This is a genomic window from Brevundimonas sp. T2-11, from assembly GCF_055397675.1.
This window is the reverse complement of the sequence record NZ_AP027920.1, coordinates 2,334,045-2,349,933: the sequence shown is the minus strand read 5'-3', so window position 1 is coordinate 2,349,933 and position 15,889 is coordinate 2,334,045. Positions and strand designations below refer to the sequence as shown.

General features: G+C 67.2%; 19 protein-coding genes. 13 read left to right on the top strand and 6 right to left on the bottom strand.

Features of this window, described 5'->3' with window-relative positions; genetic code table 11:
- Positions 1-5 precede the first annotated feature (5 nt).
- Complete coding sequence (gene lgt, locus ACZ5XO_RS11495) at positions 6-878, bottom strand: prolipoprotein diacylglyceryl transferase (RefSeq protein ID WP_464162480.1); 873 nt, start codon at positions 876-878, stop codon at positions 6-8.
- A gap of 173 nt (positions 879-1,051) precedes the next feature.
- Here lgt and ACZ5XO_RS11490 point away from each other — a divergent pair, with 173 nt between their 5' ends.
- The 3 genes from ACZ5XO_RS11490 to ACZ5XO_RS11480 all read left to right on the top strand — a co-directional run bounded on the left by ACZ5XO_RS11490 (position 1,052) and on the right by ACZ5XO_RS11480 (position 2,717).
- The gene (locus tag ACZ5XO_RS11490) at positions 1,052-1,339 is read left to right on the top strand and encodes an accessory factor UbiK family protein (protein ID WP_464162479.1); all 288 of its coding nucleotides are present in this window, start codon (positions 1,052-1,054) and stop codon (positions 1,337-1,339) included.
- A gap of 78 nt (positions 1,340-1,417) precedes the next feature.
- Complete coding sequence (locus ACZ5XO_RS11485; protein ID WP_207822535.1) at positions 1,418-1,921, top strand: type III secretion system chaperone family protein; 504 nt, start codon at positions 1,418-1,420, stop codon at positions 1,919-1,921.
- Position 1,922: 1 nt separating this feature from the next.
- Positions 1,923-2,717, top strand: coding sequence for a pyrroline-5-carboxylate reductase family protein (locus ACZ5XO_RS11480; protein ID WP_464162478.1), 795 nt, complete (start codon positions 1,923-1,925; stop codon positions 2,715-2,717).
- Here the strand turns inward: ACZ5XO_RS11480 and ACZ5XO_RS11475 are convergent.
- The 3 genes from ACZ5XO_RS11475 to ACZ5XO_RS11465 form a co-directional block, all read right to left on the bottom strand.
- Positions 2,707-3,198, bottom strand: a complete 492-nt coding sequence (locus tag ACZ5XO_RS11475) for a hypothetical protein (RefSeq protein ID WP_464162477.1) — start codon at positions 3,196-3,198, stop codon at positions 2,707-2,709. The genes ACZ5XO_RS11480 and ACZ5XO_RS11475 overlap by 11 nt on opposite strands.
- Positions 3,199-3,282: 84 nt before the next feature.
- Positions 3,283-4,626, bottom strand: a complete 1,344-nt coding sequence (locus tag ACZ5XO_RS11470; RefSeq protein ID WP_464162476.1) for an ATP-binding protein — start codon at positions 4,624-4,626, stop codon at positions 3,283-3,285.
- Positions 4,627-4,633: 7 nt separating this feature from the next.
- Positions 4,634-5,365: a response regulator gene (locus tag ACZ5XO_RS11465; protein ID WP_464162475.1), complete on the bottom strand. Its 732-nt coding sequence runs from the start codon at positions 5,363-5,365 to the stop codon at positions 4,634-4,636.
- A gap of 89 nt (positions 5,366-5,454) precedes the next feature.
- Between ACZ5XO_RS11465 and ACZ5XO_RS11460 the strand changes: the two genes are divergently transcribed.
- The 4 genes from ACZ5XO_RS11460 to ACZ5XO_RS11445 all read left to right on the top strand — a co-directional run bounded on the left by ACZ5XO_RS11460 (position 5,455) and on the right by ACZ5XO_RS11445 (position 9,073).
- A complete protein-coding gene (locus ACZ5XO_RS11460; protein ID WP_464162474.1) occupies positions 5,455-6,333 on the top strand; it encodes a branched-chain amino acid aminotransferase in 879 nt (292 codons plus the stop codon).
- Between the two features lie 175 nt (positions 6,334-6,508).
- Positions 6,509-7,783: a NupC/NupG family nucleoside CNT transporter gene (locus ACZ5XO_RS11455; RefSeq protein ID WP_464162473.1), complete on the top strand. Its 1,275-nt coding sequence runs from the start codon at positions 6,509-6,511 to the stop codon at positions 7,781-7,783.
- A 28-nt stretch (positions 7,784-7,811) separates the two neighbouring features.
- Entirely contained in the window at positions 7,812-8,429 is a 618-nt protein-coding gene (locus tag ACZ5XO_RS11450) for a glutathione S-transferase family protein (RefSeq protein WP_464162472.1), read from the top strand.
- A 5-nt stretch (positions 8,430-8,434) separates the two neighbouring features.
- Positions 8,435-9,073 carry a YoaK family protein gene (locus tag ACZ5XO_RS11445; RefSeq protein ID WP_464162471.1) on the top strand — a complete coding sequence of 213 codons (639 nt, stop codon included), beginning with the start codon at positions 8,435-8,437 and terminating at the stop codon, positions 9,071-9,073.
- On the opposite strand, the gene ACZ5XO_RS11440 is transcribed toward ACZ5XO_RS11445, so the two are convergent.
- Entirely contained in the window at positions 9,057-9,491 is a 435-nt protein-coding gene (locus ACZ5XO_RS11440) for a PaaI family thioesterase (RefSeq protein ID WP_312063911.1), read from the bottom strand. The genes ACZ5XO_RS11445 and ACZ5XO_RS11440 overlap by 17 nt on opposite strands.
- Before the next feature lie 47 nt (positions 9,492-9,538).
- Here ACZ5XO_RS11440 and ACZ5XO_RS11435 point away from each other — a divergent pair, with 47 nt between their 5' ends.
- The 4 genes from ACZ5XO_RS11435 to ACZ5XO_RS11420 all read left to right on the top strand — a co-directional run bounded on the left by ACZ5XO_RS11435 (position 9,539) and on the right by ACZ5XO_RS11420 (position 12,682).
- Positions 9,539-9,859 carry a DUF3253 domain-containing protein gene (locus ACZ5XO_RS11435; RefSeq protein ID WP_464162470.1) on the top strand — a complete coding sequence of 107 codons (321 nt, stop codon included), beginning with the start codon at positions 9,539-9,541 and terminating at the stop codon, positions 9,857-9,859.
- On the top strand, positions 9,843-10,448 hold the full coding sequence (locus ACZ5XO_RS11430) for a uracil-DNA glycosylase family protein (RefSeq protein ID WP_464162469.1): 606 nt from the start codon (positions 9,843-9,845) through the stop codon (positions 10,446-10,448). Before ACZ5XO_RS11435 ends, ACZ5XO_RS11430 begins: the two co-directional genes overlap by 17 nt.
- The gene (locus ACZ5XO_RS11425; RefSeq protein WP_464162468.1) at positions 10,445-11,488 is read left to right on the top strand and encodes an alpha/beta fold hydrolase; all 1,044 of its coding nucleotides are present in this window, start codon (positions 10,445-10,447) and stop codon (positions 11,486-11,488) included. Before ACZ5XO_RS11430 ends, ACZ5XO_RS11425 begins: the two co-directional genes overlap by 4 nt.
- 96 nt (positions 11,489-11,584) lie before the next feature.
- Positions 11,585-12,682 (top strand): Glu/Leu/Phe/Val family dehydrogenase, encoded by a 1,098-nt coding sequence (locus tag ACZ5XO_RS11420; protein WP_464162467.1) that lies wholly within the window; start codon positions 11,585-11,587, stop codon positions 12,680-12,682.
- Here ACZ5XO_RS11420 and ACZ5XO_RS11415 read toward each other — a convergent pair.
- Positions 12,679-13,035, bottom strand: a complete 357-nt coding sequence (locus ACZ5XO_RS11415; RefSeq protein WP_464162466.1) for a hypothetical protein — start codon at positions 13,033-13,035, stop codon at positions 12,679-12,681. The genes ACZ5XO_RS11420 and ACZ5XO_RS11415 overlap by 4 nt on opposite strands.
- A gap of 181 nt (positions 13,036-13,216) precedes the next feature.
- On the opposite strand from ACZ5XO_RS11415, the gene fliF reads away from it, so the two are divergent.
- Both fliF and fliG read left to right on the top strand, forming a co-directional pair.
- A complete protein-coding gene (gene fliF, locus ACZ5XO_RS11410; protein WP_464162465.1) occupies positions 13,217-14,854 on the top strand; it encodes a flagellar basal-body MS-ring/collar protein FliF in 1,638 nt (545 codons plus the stop codon).
- Positions 14,854-15,888, top strand: a complete 1,035-nt coding sequence (gene fliG / locus ACZ5XO_RS11405; protein ID WP_464162464.1) for a flagellar motor switch protein FliG — start codon at positions 14,854-14,856, stop codon at positions 15,886-15,888. Before fliF ends, fliG begins: the two co-directional genes overlap by 1 nt.
- Position 15,889: the final 1 nt, after the last annotated feature.

The window sequence follows — 15,889 nt, the reverse complement described above, 5'->3', positions numbered from 1 at the left end:
ACGCCTTACGCCTCCGCGACGGCCGGTTTGTTCAGCGCCCGCCAGATCAGCCAGGCGCCGACCAGCATCATCGGGATCGACAGGATCATGCCCATGGTCAGACCCAGCGGCAGGTTCTCCAGTCCGGCGTCCGGCTGACGCACGTTCTCCAGCGCGGCGCGGCAGACGCCATAGCCCAGCAGGAACAGGCCGGTGACGAAGCCCGGACGCTTCAGCATCCGCCACTTCCAGATGGCCAGGGACAGGATGACGAACAGCAGAAGGCCTTCCAGGCCCGCCTCATACAGCTGGCTGGGATGGCGCGGCTCGTTGCCGGCGGGGCAGAAGCCGTACATCTGTTCGATGCGGGCGTTGCAGAAGCGGATGGCCCAGGGAACCGTCGTCTCGCGGCCCCACAGCTCGCCGTTGATGAAGTTGGCGATACGGCCGAAGAACAGACCCAACGGCGCGACCGGCGCGATCAGGTCGCCCAGGCTGAGCGGGTTCACCTTCTGGCGATTGGCGTAGAGGGCGATGGCGATGACCACGCCGAGGAAGCCGCCGTGGAAGCTCATGCCGCCGGTCCACAGCTGCAGCAGCTCCAGCCGCTCGCCCCAGCTGTCGCCGGTGAACAACTGGGCGAACATGGCCGGCTTGTAGAAGAGGGCGTAACCGAAGCGGCCGCCCAGGATGACGCCCAGGGTGATCCACAGCACCAGATCGTCCAGCTGCGGTCCCGTCACGGGCGGCTTGCCCGGCGCCCACAGTCGTTCCGTCTTGGCCAGTCGCGAGGCGTACCACCATCCCAGCACGATCCCGGCGACATAGGCCAGGGCGTACCAGCGGATGGGCAGGGGCCCCAGATGGATCAGGACAGGGTCGAATTCGGGGAAGGGCACAGGGCCTCCGTCAGCGCCGTTTGGAACCCGAAATCATCTAGCAAGCGAGACCGCATTCGTCGCGCGCTTTTCCCGCGAAGCAGTTTATAGCCGGTTTGACGGCAAGGTTTCGTTCACCCAATTTACGACGCCATTAACCATATACTGGTGCGGCAAAGACGCGAGAGTTCACTATGCAGACGCGCAATCCGATCCTCGACGAGTTCGCCAAGCTGACGACGGGCGCCATGGGTCTGGCCCAGGCCGCGGGCGATGAGGCCAAGGCCGCATGGCGCGCCCAGACCGATCGTTTCGTCGCCGAGATGGACCTGGTCCGCCGCGACGAGTTCGACGTGCTGAAGGACGAGATCGCTGCCCTGCGCGCCGAGATCGCGGAGCTTAAGGCTCAGAAAACGCCCGTGAAAAAGTCGTCCTCCGGAACGTCCACAGCTGCGAAGCCTGACGCCGACGCCACCGGTTGAGCCGAATCTGCGAACGCGTTTACCGTTCGTTTGCAGGTCGTGAGTCGCGACCCCTCGAGTGAAGATTGTGAACCCCTGATGGATGCAGCCCGGCCCGAAGAGGTCGACGTTCCCTACGATCCTCTGGATGTCGTGGAGCATGTCCTCAACGCGGAGAACCTGCCGTTCGACCGCACGGACGACGGTGACCTGGCCTTCGCCCTGGCGGGCGACTGGAAGGACTATGAGCTGTGGTTCGCCTGGCGGCCCGAGGGCGATTGCCTTCAGCTGTGTTGCGCCCTGGACCTGCGGGTCATGAAGACGCGGCGCGCGGCCGCCTATGAACTGGTGTCGATGATCAACCAGCGCACCTGGCTGGGTCACTTCGAGATCTGGCCGGACGAGGGCGAGATCGTCTTCCGTCATTCCCTGGCCCTGCCGCACAGCGAGAGGCCGACCCTGGCCCAGGCGGCCTCCATGATCGACGCCGCCATCGAGGCCGCCGACCGCTACTACCCCGCCTTCGACTTCATGGTGCGCGGCTCCAAGAAGGCGCAGGAAGCCATCGACGCCTGCCTGTTCGAAACCGTGGGCACCGCCTGACATGGGACGCCCTGTCGTCCTGCAAGGCGTGGGGCGGCTGGGCTCGGCCATCCTGGAAGGCTGGCTGAAGACCGGGGCGGTCGATCCCGTCGACCTCATCATCCTGACACCTTCCGACAAGCCCGCCGCCGAGGCCGCGCGAGCCCTGGGCGCGCGGATCAATCCGCCATCGGAGGCTTTGGCCGAGGCCCGCGCCTTCGTCATCGGCGTCAAGCCGGCCAAGTGGTTCGAGGCCTCGCGTCCGGTCCTGCCGCATCTGGCCGCTGACGCCGTGATCGTCTCGGTCATGGCCGGGGTGAGGGGCGATACCATTTCCGAGGGCTTCGACGGCCGCTCTGTCGTCCGCATCATGCCGACGACCGGCGTGGCCCAGGCCCAGGGCGTGGCCACCATCTGGGCCGGCGACGAGGCGGCCCGCGCCGTGGGCGAGGCCCTGTTCGCCCCCCTCGCCGAGACCGTCCATCTGGACGAGGAAGCCGCCATGCACGCCGCGACCGCCGTGTCGGGCTGCGGGCCTGCCTACTATTTCGCCTTCACCCGCGCCCTGGCCCAGGCCGGGATCGAGGAAGGCCTGTCGCCTGAGGCCGCTGTGCGTCTGGCGCGCGCCACCCTGCGCTCCGCCGCAGCGGGTGTGGAAGGGACAGAGGCCTTGGACGCTCTGATCGACCGTGTGGCCTCGCCCGGCGGCGTGACCCAGGCCGGTCTTCTGGCCCTGAACGCAAACAGCGCCCTCGACCGGGCGGTCGAGAGCGCCGTTCAGGCGGCTGTGGCCAAGTCCACCGAACTCAGCGGGTGACGTAGCGCCCTTCGGCAAGGTTGCGCGCTAGGCGGCCATAGGCGGTGCTGGCGTCCTGCCAGGTGCTGAACCCGCGCACGTCGCTCAGCGTCGTCGAATAGCGTTCATATTTGACCGGATGAACCTCGCCCGAGGCGGTGGTCACCGTGCCCTCGATGGCGGCGCCGCCCAGGGAGATGCTGCGCATGGGGTCGAGGCCAGGCTTGGCGACGGTCTGCTGCATGGTGGGGCGATTGGGCTTGAGATCGGTGATCGTCAGCTCGATCCGGGCCCCGTCCAGAGCGTGGCGCTCCGTCAGGACGCGGGTGACCGTGGCGGTCAGGTCGTCGACCTGTTGCTGAACGTCGCGCTGACCGAGTTCCTCGGCGGTCTTGGCGAAATCCGGGCTGACAGTGACGATGACGGCGGAGGGTTGGGCTGCTGCGGCGCCGGCGAGGGCCAGCGTGGCGGCGAGCGGTGCGAGAAATGCGAAACGGCGCATCATACGGACTCCTGATCCAGGCCCCCCTGGAACACTCGCAAGATGGCGATGATTTTACAGTCACGCCAGAGGGCGCGTGACGATTTATCCCGGCAGGCGGATCGAGGCCTTCAAGCCGCCGAGATCGCTACGGCTCAGAGTGATGTCGCCGCCGTGGCCGCGGGCCACGTCGCGGGCGATGGCCAGGCCCAGACCGACGCCCTTGCTGTTCTGGTTGCGTGAGGCGTCCAGCCGCGAAAAGGGCCGGAAGGCTTCCTCGTGCATGTCGTCGGGAATGCCCGGTCCATCGTCCTCTACCGCGATCTCTATGCCGCCCGAGGGCAGGGGGCGGGCCGACAGACGGACATGTTCCCCGTGAACGGCGGCGTTGCCTGCCAGATTGTTCAGGGCGCGGCGGAAGGCCAGGGGGCGCAGCATGGCGTCCAGTTCGTCCGGCGTCTCGACCGTGACCTCGGCGCCGGCGCGACGCGCGTCCTCGGCGGCGCGCCGCAGCATTTCGGGCACGGAGATCGACTGCATGGCCTCGCCCGCCTCGCCCCGCGCGAAGGCCAGGTATTCGTCGATCATGTGCTCCATCTCGTCCAGGTCGCCCTTCATCGCCTCGGCCCGCTTGAACGGCGGGGCGAGGGCCAGTTCGAGGCGCAGACGGGTCAGGGGCGTGCGCAGGTCGTGGCTGACCGAGGCCAGCAGGGCTGTACGCTGGTCGATATGACGCTGGATACGCCCGCGCATGTCCAGGAAGGCGGAGGCGGCTGCTCGCACTTCGCGTGCGCCGTGCGGCTTGAAGCGCGGCACGCTTTCGCCCCGGCCAAAGGCTTCTGCGGCGTCGGCCAGGCGTTCGATGGCGCGCACCTGATTGCGGATGAACAGCACCGCCACTCCCAGCAGCAGGACGGTCGCGATCGTTAGCCACAGGACGAAGATATGGGCCTGGGTCGCCACGGCCCGTTCGCGCGGGGCGATGACGCGCAGCACGCCGCCGGGCTCCTGCACACGGATGTCGACATAGGCCGGATAGCGGGTGGTGTCGTACCAGAAGGGCTGATCCAGGCGCGAGGCCAGGGCTTTTTCCAGCGTGCGGTCGACCACGCCGAGCGCGCCGCGTCGCTGTTCCTTGGGCAGGACCGCTCCGTCCTGGAAGGCGATGGACAGTTGCATCGATCGTTCGGCCCGATCGGCGATGACGGTCAGGTTCTGCGGCGTCGGTTGGTCGCGGTAGCTCTCGGCCGCCCAGGCCACATCCCCCGCCAGCCCCTCGGACAGGCGAGCGGTCACCGCCTGCCAGTGGGCGTCGAAGAAGGCCCAGGTCACGGCCCCCTGCATGATCAGCACCGGCAGGACGATGATCAGCAACGACCGCCCCCACAACGAGGTCGGCAGGCGGCGCTTTATCATTCGCGCCCAGACGTTGAAGGGCAGCAGTCTCATCGACGGGTCAGTCCGGCGCCAGCATGTAGCCGACGCCGCGCACCGTTTGCAGGTAGCGCGGGTTCTTGGGGTCGGCCTCCAGCTTGCGGCGCAGGCGCGTCACCTGGACGTCCACGGCGCGGCCGGTGATGTCGGCGGTGTCGGGCGACAGGTTCATGCGCTCGACCGGCGAGTGGGCGTGGATGGCCAGGGTCTTCAGTAGTTGCGCCTCGGCCTCGGTCAGGCGTTGCAACTCGCCGTCGCGGGTCAGTTCCAGCCGCTCCATGTCGAACACCGCCGGCCCCATGCGGATCTCGCGTGGCGTCATCGGCTTGCCGCCGGTGCGACGCAGGATGGCCTCGACCCGAAGGGCCAGTTCGCGCGGGTCGAAGGGCTTGGACATGTAGTCGTCGGCGCCGCGCGACAGGCCCTCGATCCGGTCGTTGGGATCGCCCTTGGCGGTCAGCAGCAGGACCGGGGTCTTGGACAGGGACGCCTGGCTGCGGATCCAGCTGGTCAGGTCGAAACCGCTCTCGCCCGGCATCATGACGTCCAGCACGATCAGGTCGAACTCGATCAGTTCGACCAGGCGGCGCGCCGCGCCCGCGTGGGCGGCGCCAGTGACGCGATAGCCTTCGCGGGTCAGGAACTCTTTCAGCAGTTCGCGGATTCTGTCGTCGTCGTCGACGACCAGCAGGTGACGGCCGGCGCCGGGAGCAGCGATGGGGCCGGAGCGGCCGTTCGAGCGCGTATCAGTCATGTCTTAGGCGATCCTGCCGAACGCAAAGGCGTTGACGGCGGCGGGAGAGAAGAGTGTAACCGGACCACATCCCGAGGAGACGTTATTCAATGGCCTTCGTTCCTTTCGACGATCGTGACGGCTGGATCTGGTTTGACGGCGCGTTCGTGCCCTGGAGGGACGCGAAAACGCACGTTCTGACCCATGGCCTTCACTACGGCTCGTCGGTGTTCGAGGGTGAGCGTATGTATGGCGGCGAAATCTTCAAGCTGACGGCGCACAGCCAACGGCTGAAGCGCTCGGCCGAGCTGCTGGACTTCGACATTCCCTACAGCGTGGCCGAGATCGACGCCGCCTGCAAGGAAACCTGTGAAAAGAACGGCCTGACCGACTGCTACATCCGTCCGGTGGCCTATCTGGGCGCCGAACAGCTCAGCGTCTCGTCGCTGAACAGCAAGGTCCACCTGGCCATCGCCGCCTGGGAATGGCCCAGCTACTTCGACCCCGAGGTCAAGAAGAAGGGCATCCGTCTGGAGTGGGCCAAGTGGCGTCGACCCGACCCGGCCACCGCCCCTTCGACGGCCAAGGCCGGCGGTCTCTACATGATCTGCACCATGTCCAAGACGGCGGCCGAGAAGCGCGGTTTCGCCGACGCCATGATGCTGGACTGGCGCGGCTATGTCGCCGAAGCCACCGGCGCCAACGTCTTCTTCGTCCAGAACGGCGCCCTGCACACTCCGCGCGTCGATCACATCCTGGACGGCATCACCCGTCAGACCGTGATCGAGATGGCGCAGGCCAAGGGCATCGAGGTGGTGATCCGCGACATCCTGCCGGAAGAGCTGTCGGGCTTCTCGGAGTGCTTCCTCACCGGCTCGGCCGCCGAGGTCACGCCGGTCAGCGAGATCGGCGACTACCGCTTCACGCCCGGCGAGCTGTCGCTGAGCCTGATGGACGACTACGGCAAGCTGGTCCGCGGCCAGCTCTGATCAGATCAGGCGGAGGGTTCACCCTCCGCCTTTTTCTTGCGCGCCTTCACGCCTGGGCCGAGGCGGGCGCGGCAGGACGCCGCATGCGCTCTTGACCAGAGGGCGCACGGTAGCGTTCAAGCAGATTTCAAGGGCGGCTGCTGGCCGTCGGCCGGTCGCGGAGCCGCCTTTTCCCATGTTCAGCCTTCTGAACCTGCAGAGCCTGCTGGGCCTGGTCGTCATCATCGCCGTTTGCTGGGCCCTGTCCGAGAACCGCAAACTCTTCCCCTGGCGTCTGGCCATCGGGGCGGTGCTGGTGCAGGCGGCCCTGATTTTGGCGACCTTCGCCATTCCCGGCTCGCAGGTGGTGCTGGACGGCGTCAACAACGCCGTGAAGGGGCTGGAACTGGCGACCGAGGAGGGGACCAAGTTCGTCTTCGGCTATCTGGCGGGCGGGGACCAACCCTACGCCGTCGCCAATGAAGGGGCGTTGTTCACCTTCGCCTTCAAGGTCCTGCCGCTGATCCTGGTCATTTCGGCCCTGTCGGCCCTGCTGTGGCACTGGAAGATCCTGAAGTGGATCACCCTCGGCTTCGGCTTCCTGTTCCAGCGGACCATGGGCCTGGGCGGGGCCTCGGCCCTGGCGGTGGCGGCCAATGTCTTCCTGGGCATGATCGAGAGCCCCATCGTCATCCGCGCCTATCTGGACAAGCTGACCCGCTCGGAGGTCTTCCTGATGATGGTGGTCGGCCTGGCCACGGTGGCGGGTTCGACCATGGTGGCCTACGCCACCATCCTGGCGCCCGTCCTGACCAATGCGGCGGGCCACGTCCTGGTCGCCTCCATCGTCTCGGCGCCTGCGGGCGTCCTGCTGGCCCGCGTCATCATCCCCGAGAAGCCGGGCGAGGGCGGGGCGGTCGCCGACTACAACTCGGCGCTGAAATACGACAGCGCCGTCGACGCCATCGTCAAGGGCACGTCCGACGGCCTGATGGTGGTGCTGAACATCTCGGCCGTCCTGATCGTCTTCGTGGCCCTGGTGGCCCTGGCCAACGTCATGCTGGGCGCCTTCTGGATCGGCGGCGAGCCGCTGAGCGTCGAGCGCATCCTGGGGGTGGTTTTCGCCCCCGTCGCCTGGCTGATCGGGGTGGAATGGGCCGATGCGCAGACGGCCGGCTGGCTGCTGGGCGTCAAGCTGACCCTGACCGAGTTCGTCGCCTTCATCAAACTGGGCGCTGTGCCGGACGGAGAGATGACCGAGCGCACGCGCATGCTGATGACCTACGCCCTGTGCGGCTTCGCCAACATCGGCTCGGTGGGCATCACCGTCACCGGCCTGTCGGTCCTGATGCCCGAACGCCGCGAGGAGGTTCTGGGTCTGGTGTGGAAGGCGCTGCTGGCGGGCTTCCTGGCCACCCTGATGACCGCCTGCATCGTCGGGGCCATGCCGGCCTCGGTGTTCGGCCAGTAGGTTTGATCTGAACCGGGGGAAGCATCCGATGAAGCTCTACACCTCCTATCGCGCGCCCAACCCGCGCCGGGTCCGCTGGGTCATGGCGGAGAAGGGTATCGACAATGTCGACTTCGTCGAGATCGACCTGCTCGCGGGCGAGCACCGCACCCCGGCCTATCGCGCCAGGGTCGGCGTGCCCCACGTCCCGGCGCTGGAACTGGACGACGGGGCCTGCATCTCCGAATCCATCGCCATCTGCCGCTATCTGGAGGCCCTGCATCCCGAGCCCAATCTTTTCGGGCGCGACCCGAAGGAGCAGGCGATCATCGAGATGTGGACTCGCCGCTGCGAGATCTACCTGGCCAATCCCATGATGCTGAACGTGCGCTTCAGCCACCCGGCCCTGGCCGCCCTTGAAGCGCCCCAGCCCCAGGTGGCCGAGTACAGCCGCCTCGGCGCCGAGAAGTTCATGCGCCTGCTGGACCGTCAGTTGGCCGAGCACGACTTCATCGCCGCTGATCGTTTCACCATCGCCGACATCGTCGCCGCCGTGGGTCTGGATTTCGCCCGCCTGGTCAAATACCGCCCGCCGGAAGACCTGATCCATCTGGCCCGCTGGATGGAGGCCTGCCGCGCCCGTCCGGCCGCGAAGGCCGGGGTCTAGCCTCCATGCGGACCCTGGCCCCGCCCGAGCGGGGCATGGCTGTGCTGCTGGCGGCCCTGGCCGGCTATGTCGACAGTCTCGGCTTCCTGCAACTGGGCGGCTTGTTCGTCTCTTTCATGAGCGGCAACTCGACCCGGATGGCGGTCGGGGTGTCGATGGGCGACTGGCGCACCGTGGGCGTGGCGGCGGCGATCCTGATCCTGTTCGTCCTGGGCGCGGCTGTGGGCGCGCTGGTCGCGGGCGGCGAGGGGATGCGCTCGCGCAGCCGCGTTCTGATGCTGGAGGCGGCGCTGCTGGCGGGCGCCGCCCTGGCCGCGCCGACGGGGCTGGTGCCGCTGGCGGTGGGCCTGATGGTTCTGGCCATGGGGATCGAGAACGCCGTCTTCCTGCGTGACGGCGAGGTCGGCGTAGGACTGACCTATATGACCGGGGCCCTGGTCAAGCTGGGGCAGGCGCTGGCCGGTGCCATGCGCGGCGGACATCGCACGGCCTTCGCGCCCTATCTGTTGTTGTGGGCCGGCCTGTTCGGCGGGGCGGTGGTGGGCGCCTTCAGCTACGGCGCGCTGGGGTTGAACGCCCTGTGGGCGGCGGCCGCGCTGGCGGCGGGTCTGGCCGTCTTCGCCCGCGTCAGTCCCGAGGCGTGAACTTGCGGATCACGCCCGAGAAGGTCATCAGCAGACGTTCGCCCGTATTGATCTGGCCACGGACGAAGATCAGGCTCTTGCCGGCCTTGGTGACCTGGCCGGTCGCCTCGATCAGTTCGCCCACGTAAGCGCCGTCGATGAAGGTGGAATCCAGTTGCACCGTCACGCCCGACGCGCCCTCCATCTCCTGATAGGCGATCTGGAACATGGCGATGTCGGCGAAGGTCATCAGGCAGCCGCCGTGCATCCGCCCGCCGGCGTTCATGTGCTTCTGCTCGGCGCGGAAGGCGCAGCGCATGTGGCCGTCGGGATCCAGCTTGCCGTAGAAGGGGCCGACCACCACGTCGAAGGTGTCGTGCAGGTCATAGGTCTGCCAGCCGGCGAACTCGCCTTCCGTGATGGTGATTTTCGCGACCATGCCGATTACGCCTTCTTTCCGATCTTGCGGTGCAGCATATAGACCTGATGAACGATCCAATCGAAGCGGCCATTTTCGAAAAACTGGCCAAGGCCGATCCCAAGAACGTCGGCGGCAAGAGCATTGAACCCTCGGATGTGGCCAAAGCGCTGCAGCCCGAGCAGTGGCAGCGCATGCTGCCCAAGGTCCGCGCCACGGCCCTGGGCCTGATGCGTCAGGGCAAGCTGACCATCACCAAGAAGGGCAGGGCGGTCGACCCCAACGCTTTCAAGGGCGTGATCCGTCTGCGCCTGCCGACCGAGGCCGAGACGGCCGCAGCCCTGGCGGCCCTGCCGCCCGTCGAAAAATCGGATGACGATTTCGACTGAAACGGGCACCGGCCTGGCTGACGTCCTGGCCGAAATCCGCGCCTGCCGGGCGTGCCTGGGACAACTTCCCCACACGCCGCGCCCGGTGGTCATGGTCGCGCCCGAAACGCGTCTGCTGATCTGCGGTCAGGCGCCGGGCCGACGGGTGCATGAGAGCGGTCTGCCCTTTACCGATCCGTCCGGCGATCGCCTGCGCGACTGGCTGGGCGTGGATGAGGCGACCTTCTACGGCGATCCGCGCCTCGGCGTCGCGGCCCAGGCCTTCTGCTTTCCCGGCACGGACCCCAAGGGCGGAGACTATCCGCCGCCGCGCCGCTGCGCCGAGCTGTGGCGGCCCCGACTGCTGGCCGAATTGCCGAAGGTCGAGCTGACCCTGCTGGTCGGCGGCTACGCCCAGGCCTGGGCCTTGGGCGCGGCGGCCAAGCCCAACATGACCGATACCGTCCGCGCCTGGCGCGACTACGCCCCCGCCGTCCTGCCCCTGCCGCACCCGTCATGGCGCAATACGGCCTGGCTGAAGAAAAACCCGTGGTTCGAGACCGATGTTCTGCCCTACCTTCGCCAGAGGACAGCGGAGATACTGGCGTGAGCATCGGACGAAGCGGACTGACGGCGGGTCTTCTGGCGCTTTCGCTCGCCCTGTCCGCCTGCGCCACGCCACATCTGCAAGGGCCGCAGACTCCGCCCAACGGCTTTCATGGTCCGCGTATCGAGGCCGGGACGCTGGGACGCGGCGCCTTTATCGTTCAGGACGGCGCGCGGCTGCCCTACCTGCGCTGGAGCCCCGAGGGGCAGGAGCCGTGGGCGGTCATCGTCGCCCTGCACGGTTTCAACGATCACTACGCCTCCTTCCGTCTGGCCGGACCGTGGTGGGCGACGCGCGGCATCGAGACCTGGGCCTATGACCAGCGCGGCTTCGGCCTGTCGCCCCATCGCGGCGAGTTCGCACAGGAAAGCCTGACCAGCGCTGACCTGCGCACTATCGTAGCCCTGGTGCGCGCCGAACGCCCCAACGCCCTGATCGTGGTGGCGGGCGAAAGCATGGGCGGTTCCTCGACCATCGCCGCCTTCGGGGGCGAGGCGCCGCCCGACGCCGACCGGGTGGTCCTGTTGGCGCCTGGCGTCTGGGGCTGGTCCAGCCAGAGCCCGTTCAACCGCGCCGGCCTATGGGCCGCCGCCCGTCTGATGGGGGCCAAGACTGTCGAGCCGCCTGCTTTCGCCGTTCGCAATATCCGCGCCTCGGACAATACGCTGGAGCTGATCCGCAACGGTCGCGATCCGCAGAGCATCCTCTCCACCCGGTTCGATTCCATGCACGGCCTGGTCGACCTGATGGAGGCGGCGTCCATGCGTCTGGGGGCGGTCGAAAAGCCGACCCTGCTGCTCTACGGCGCCCATGACCAGATCGTGCGCAAGGGGCCGATGCGGCTGGCGCTGGAGCGGGCGGGCGAGCGACCCAACCTGCACACGGGCTATTATCCGGACGGCTGGCACATCCTGAACCGCGACCTGCAGGGCGAGGTCGTCTATCACGACGTCGAGGCCTGGCTGCGCGACGCCGCCGCCCCCTTGCCGTCCGGCGCCGGACCTGTGCTTCCGGCCCTGCGGGCCGACCCCAAAGCCCGCTGAACCCGCCTTTTCCTGACGTGAAACCGACACGCTTGCCCTGTAGGCGGGCGCGGCGTATCTCCACGCGCATAAAAAATACCCCAGGAAAGGCCTGTCATGGGCAAGACGCTGTTTGATTCCCCCTCTTTCGCGAACCATGAAGGCGTCCACGCCTTCCACGACGAGAAAACCGGCCTGAAGGCCATTGTCGCGGTTCACTCCACCGCGCGCGGTCCCGCCGTCGGCGGCACCCGCATGTGGAACTACGCCACCGCCGCCGAGGCGCTGGAGGACGTCCTGCGTCTGTCCAAGGGCATGAGCTACAAGAACGCCGTGGCGGATCTGGAAATGGGCGGCGGCAAGTCGGTCATCATCGGCGACAGCCGCACCCAGAAATCGCCGGAACTGTTCCGCGCCTTCGGTCGCGCCCTGAACGGCCTGGGCGGCAACTACTACGCCGCCGAAGACGTCGGCACCTCGGTCGAGGACATCGCCGAAGCGCGCAAGGTCACCGAATACGTCCTGGGCCTGAAGGACGGCCCGGAAGCCTCGGGCGACCCCAGCCCCGTCACCGCCGAGGGCGTGTTCCGCTCGAACCTGGTCGTCGCGCGCCGACTGTTCAAGCAGGACGACATGACCGGCCTGACCGTCGCCATCCAGGGCGTGGGTCACGTCGGCGCCTATCTGGCCGAGAAGCTGCACAAGGCCGGCGCCAAGCTGATCATCACCGACGTCAACCAGGCCAACCTGGAAGCCGTCGCCGCCGCGACCGGCGCCGAGATCGTCGCCCCCGACGCCATCTATGGCGTCGCCGCCGACATCTATGCGCCCTGCGCCCTCGGCGCGACGCTGAACCTGCAGACCCTGGACCGCCTCAAGGTCAAGGCCGTCTGCGGCGCTGCCAACAACCAGCTGGCCACCGCGGACATCGGCGACGAGCTGTTCCGTCGCGGCGTGCTCTACGCCCCCGACTACGTCGTCAACGGCGGCGGCATCATCAACGTCGCCTCGGAAATGAATGCTCGCCAGTCGGGCGGCGCCTATGACGCCTCGTGGGTCGAAGGCAAGCTGTCGCGTCTGATGGAGACCTTCGAGGAGATCCTCGAGCGTTCGGTCGTCGAGAACAAGCCGACCCACCTGATCGCCGACGCCATCGCCGAAGCCCGCATCAAGGCGGCCGGCGATCAGAAGGCCGAGCTGCTGAAGGCGGCCTAAGGCTCTCTTTGCGCCTCGCGCTTCGCGATTTCCTCGAGCGTCTTTGGCTGTGACTTGAACGGGTAGTCGGGCGTCTGTCCTTCGGGATCAAGCACGTCGTCCGGCACCCGCATCAAGCGATACAAGGGGAAAAGCACATAGTGGGCCAAGCCAACCAAGGCGTAGGCTCCGAGCGCGACGAACGGGTAGTCGGCAAGCGCCAACCCGCGACCGGCCGGGCGGGTCGCCCACTCGGGCAGATGGGGCCAGACCCAAACCGCCAGTTGAATGACTTGCCAAACGCAGAAGACAGCGAGCAGCAGGACCAGCCCGTGGATCGCTGCCGCCCTGTAAATCCAAGCTTCCCGTTTCATCGCCCCGCCTTTCCTTCATGATGTATACCGTCGTTGTGCGGACTCCAACCCTGCCGCGTGGCGGAATGGTGAAGCGGGATTCCCTCAATCTTTAACGCATCTTAACGCGGCGTTTACCATCCAGGCGGCAGTTTCTGCCTAGCGGGATCAGTTCATCCCGCCAGTGGATGGGCGGGGACGCGTGGGCGGCTTCACGGCGGCGTTGCAGAAGTTCGGTATCGGCCGTCTGGCCGCGGTGCTCGGCGTCGCCGCCGGCGTGGCCGCGGTGCTGGTCGCCGTCATGCTGCGGGTGGGCCAAGCGCCCGACGCTCTGCTCTATTCCAACCTCGACCTGCGCGAGGCGTCGGAGATCGGCGCCGCCCTGGATCAGGCGGGCATCAGGTACAGCTCCAAGGGCGACGGCTCGACCATCTTCGTCAGCCGCGACGAAGTCGGCACGGCGCGCCTGATGCTGGCGGGCAAGGGGCTGGTGACCTCGGGCAGCGTCGGCTACGAGATTTTCGATAACCAGTCGGTCCTGGGTCAGACCGAGTTCCAGCAGAACCTGAACGAACAGCGCGCCCTGCAAGGCGAGTTGTCGCGCACCATCATGTCGATGCGCGGCATCACCTCGGCTCGCGTGCACATCACCATGCCGCGCCGTGAGATGTTCCAGGCCGCCGCCACCGACCCGACCGCCGCCGTGGTCGTAGGCGTCGGCGGTCGCGACCTCAGCGCCGATCAGGTCCGGGCCATCCGCAACGTCGTCGCCTCCTCGGTGCCGAACCTGAAGCCGGACAAGGTCACGGTGACGGACCAGTCCAACCGGACCCTGGCGGCCGGCTCGGAAGACACCGGCTTCACCTCGGCCACCGCCGAGGCGGCCAAGGCCACGACCGAGTCCCAGTTGCAGACCCGCATCAAGGACATCGTCGAGGGCGTTGTCGGCGCCGGCGCGGCGCGCGTCCAGGTGACGGCCGACATCGATCACAGCCGCTCGACCACCCAGGAGCAGAAGTTCGACCCCGACGGCCAGGTCGTCCGCTCGACCTCGACCAACGGCTCGCAGTCCCAGGATACGACGGGTCAGGCCGACGGCGGCGTCACCGCCACCAACAACATCCCCGGCGGTCAGGCTCCGAACACGACGCCCATCGGCTCGACCAACTCGGAAAACACCGAGACGACCAACTACGAGATCTCCAACACCACCACCACCACGGTGAAGGAGCCGGGCGAGGTCAAGAAGCTGTCGGTCTCGGTCGCCGTGGACGGCAAGTACACCCCCGCCGCCGACGGCAAGGGCGCGCCGACCTACGCTCCTCGCACGGCCGAGGAGGTCCAGCAGATCAAGACCCTGGTGGCCGCCGCTGTCGGCATCGACGAGACGCGCGGCGACAAGATCGAAGTTGTCAACGTCCGCTTCAATCGCGAACCCTCGGCGGCGCCGGGCGCGGACGAAGGCTCGTCGATGTTCAACTTCGACAAGAACGACATCATGCGCGGGATCGAGCTGCTGGTGCTGGTCATCACCGGCTTCCTGCTGATCTTCTTCGTTGTCCGTCCCCTGCTGAAGGCTGCGACGGGCGGTGCGGCGACGCCCGCGCTGGTCGGCGCCAACGGCATGCCTGTGACGCCGCTGGACACGCAACTGGTCGGTGGAACCCTGCCGGGCCAACCGCAGATGCTGGCCGGTCCCAGCGACATGGATCAACGCCTCGACATCGCTCGCATCGAGGGTCAGGTGAAGGCCTCTTCGATCAAGAAGGTCGCCGACTTCGTGGACACGCATCCGGAGGAATCCACCGCGATCCTCCGCTCCTGGGTGCATGAAAGCTGATGACCCGTCTCGTGGGAAAAAAGGGGCCGATCGACGATATCCGCAAGCTGACGGGGCCTGAGAAGGCCGCTGTCGTCCTGCTGTCGCTGGGCGAGGAGCACACCATCCTCTGGCAGCAGCTGGACGAGGAGGAGATCAAGGAAATCTCCCAGGCCATGGCTGGTCTTGGCACCGTCGCGGCTCAGGTGGTCGAGGAAGTCCTGGTCGAGTTCGTCTCGGGCATCGGCGGCGCCGGCGCCCTGATGGGCAGCTATGAGCAGACCCAGCGTCTGTTGGCCTCCTTCATGCCGGGCGACCGCGTGGACGCCCTGATGGAGGAAATCCGCGGCCCCGCCGGGCGGACCATGTGGGACAAGCTCGGCAACGTGAACGAGGCCGTCCTCGCCAACTATCTGAAGAACGAATACCCGCAGACAGTCGCCGTCATCCTGTCCAAGGTGAAGCCCGACCACGCCTCGCGCGTGCTGACGGCCCTGCCGGAGGACTTCGCCCTGGAGTGCGTCCAGCGGATGCTGCGCATGGAGCCGGTGCAGCGCGACATCCTCGACAAGATCGAGCAGACCCTGCGCACCGAGTTCATGTCCAACCTGGCCCGCACCTCCAAGCGCGACAGCCACGAACTGATGGCCGACATCTTCAACAGCTTCGACCGCCAGACCGAAGCCCGCTTCATCGGCGCCCTGGAGGAGCGCAGCCGTGATTCCGCAGAGCGTATCCGCTCGCTGATGTTCGTCTTCGAGGACCTGTCCAAGCTGGACCCCGGCGGGGTTCAGACCCTGTTGCGCGCGGTCGAGAAGGACCAACTGGCCCTGGCGCTCAAAGGCGCCTCGGATGCCCTGCGCGAAATGTTCTTCTCCAACATGTCCGAGCGCGCCTCGAAGATCATGCGCGAGGACATGGAGTCGATGGGGCCGGTGCGCCTCAAGGACGTCGACGCCGCCCAGATGACCATGGTCCAGGTGGCCAAGGACCTGGCCGCGCGCGGCGACATCATGCTGGCCGGCCAGAGCGGCGACGACGAGTTGATTTACTGAC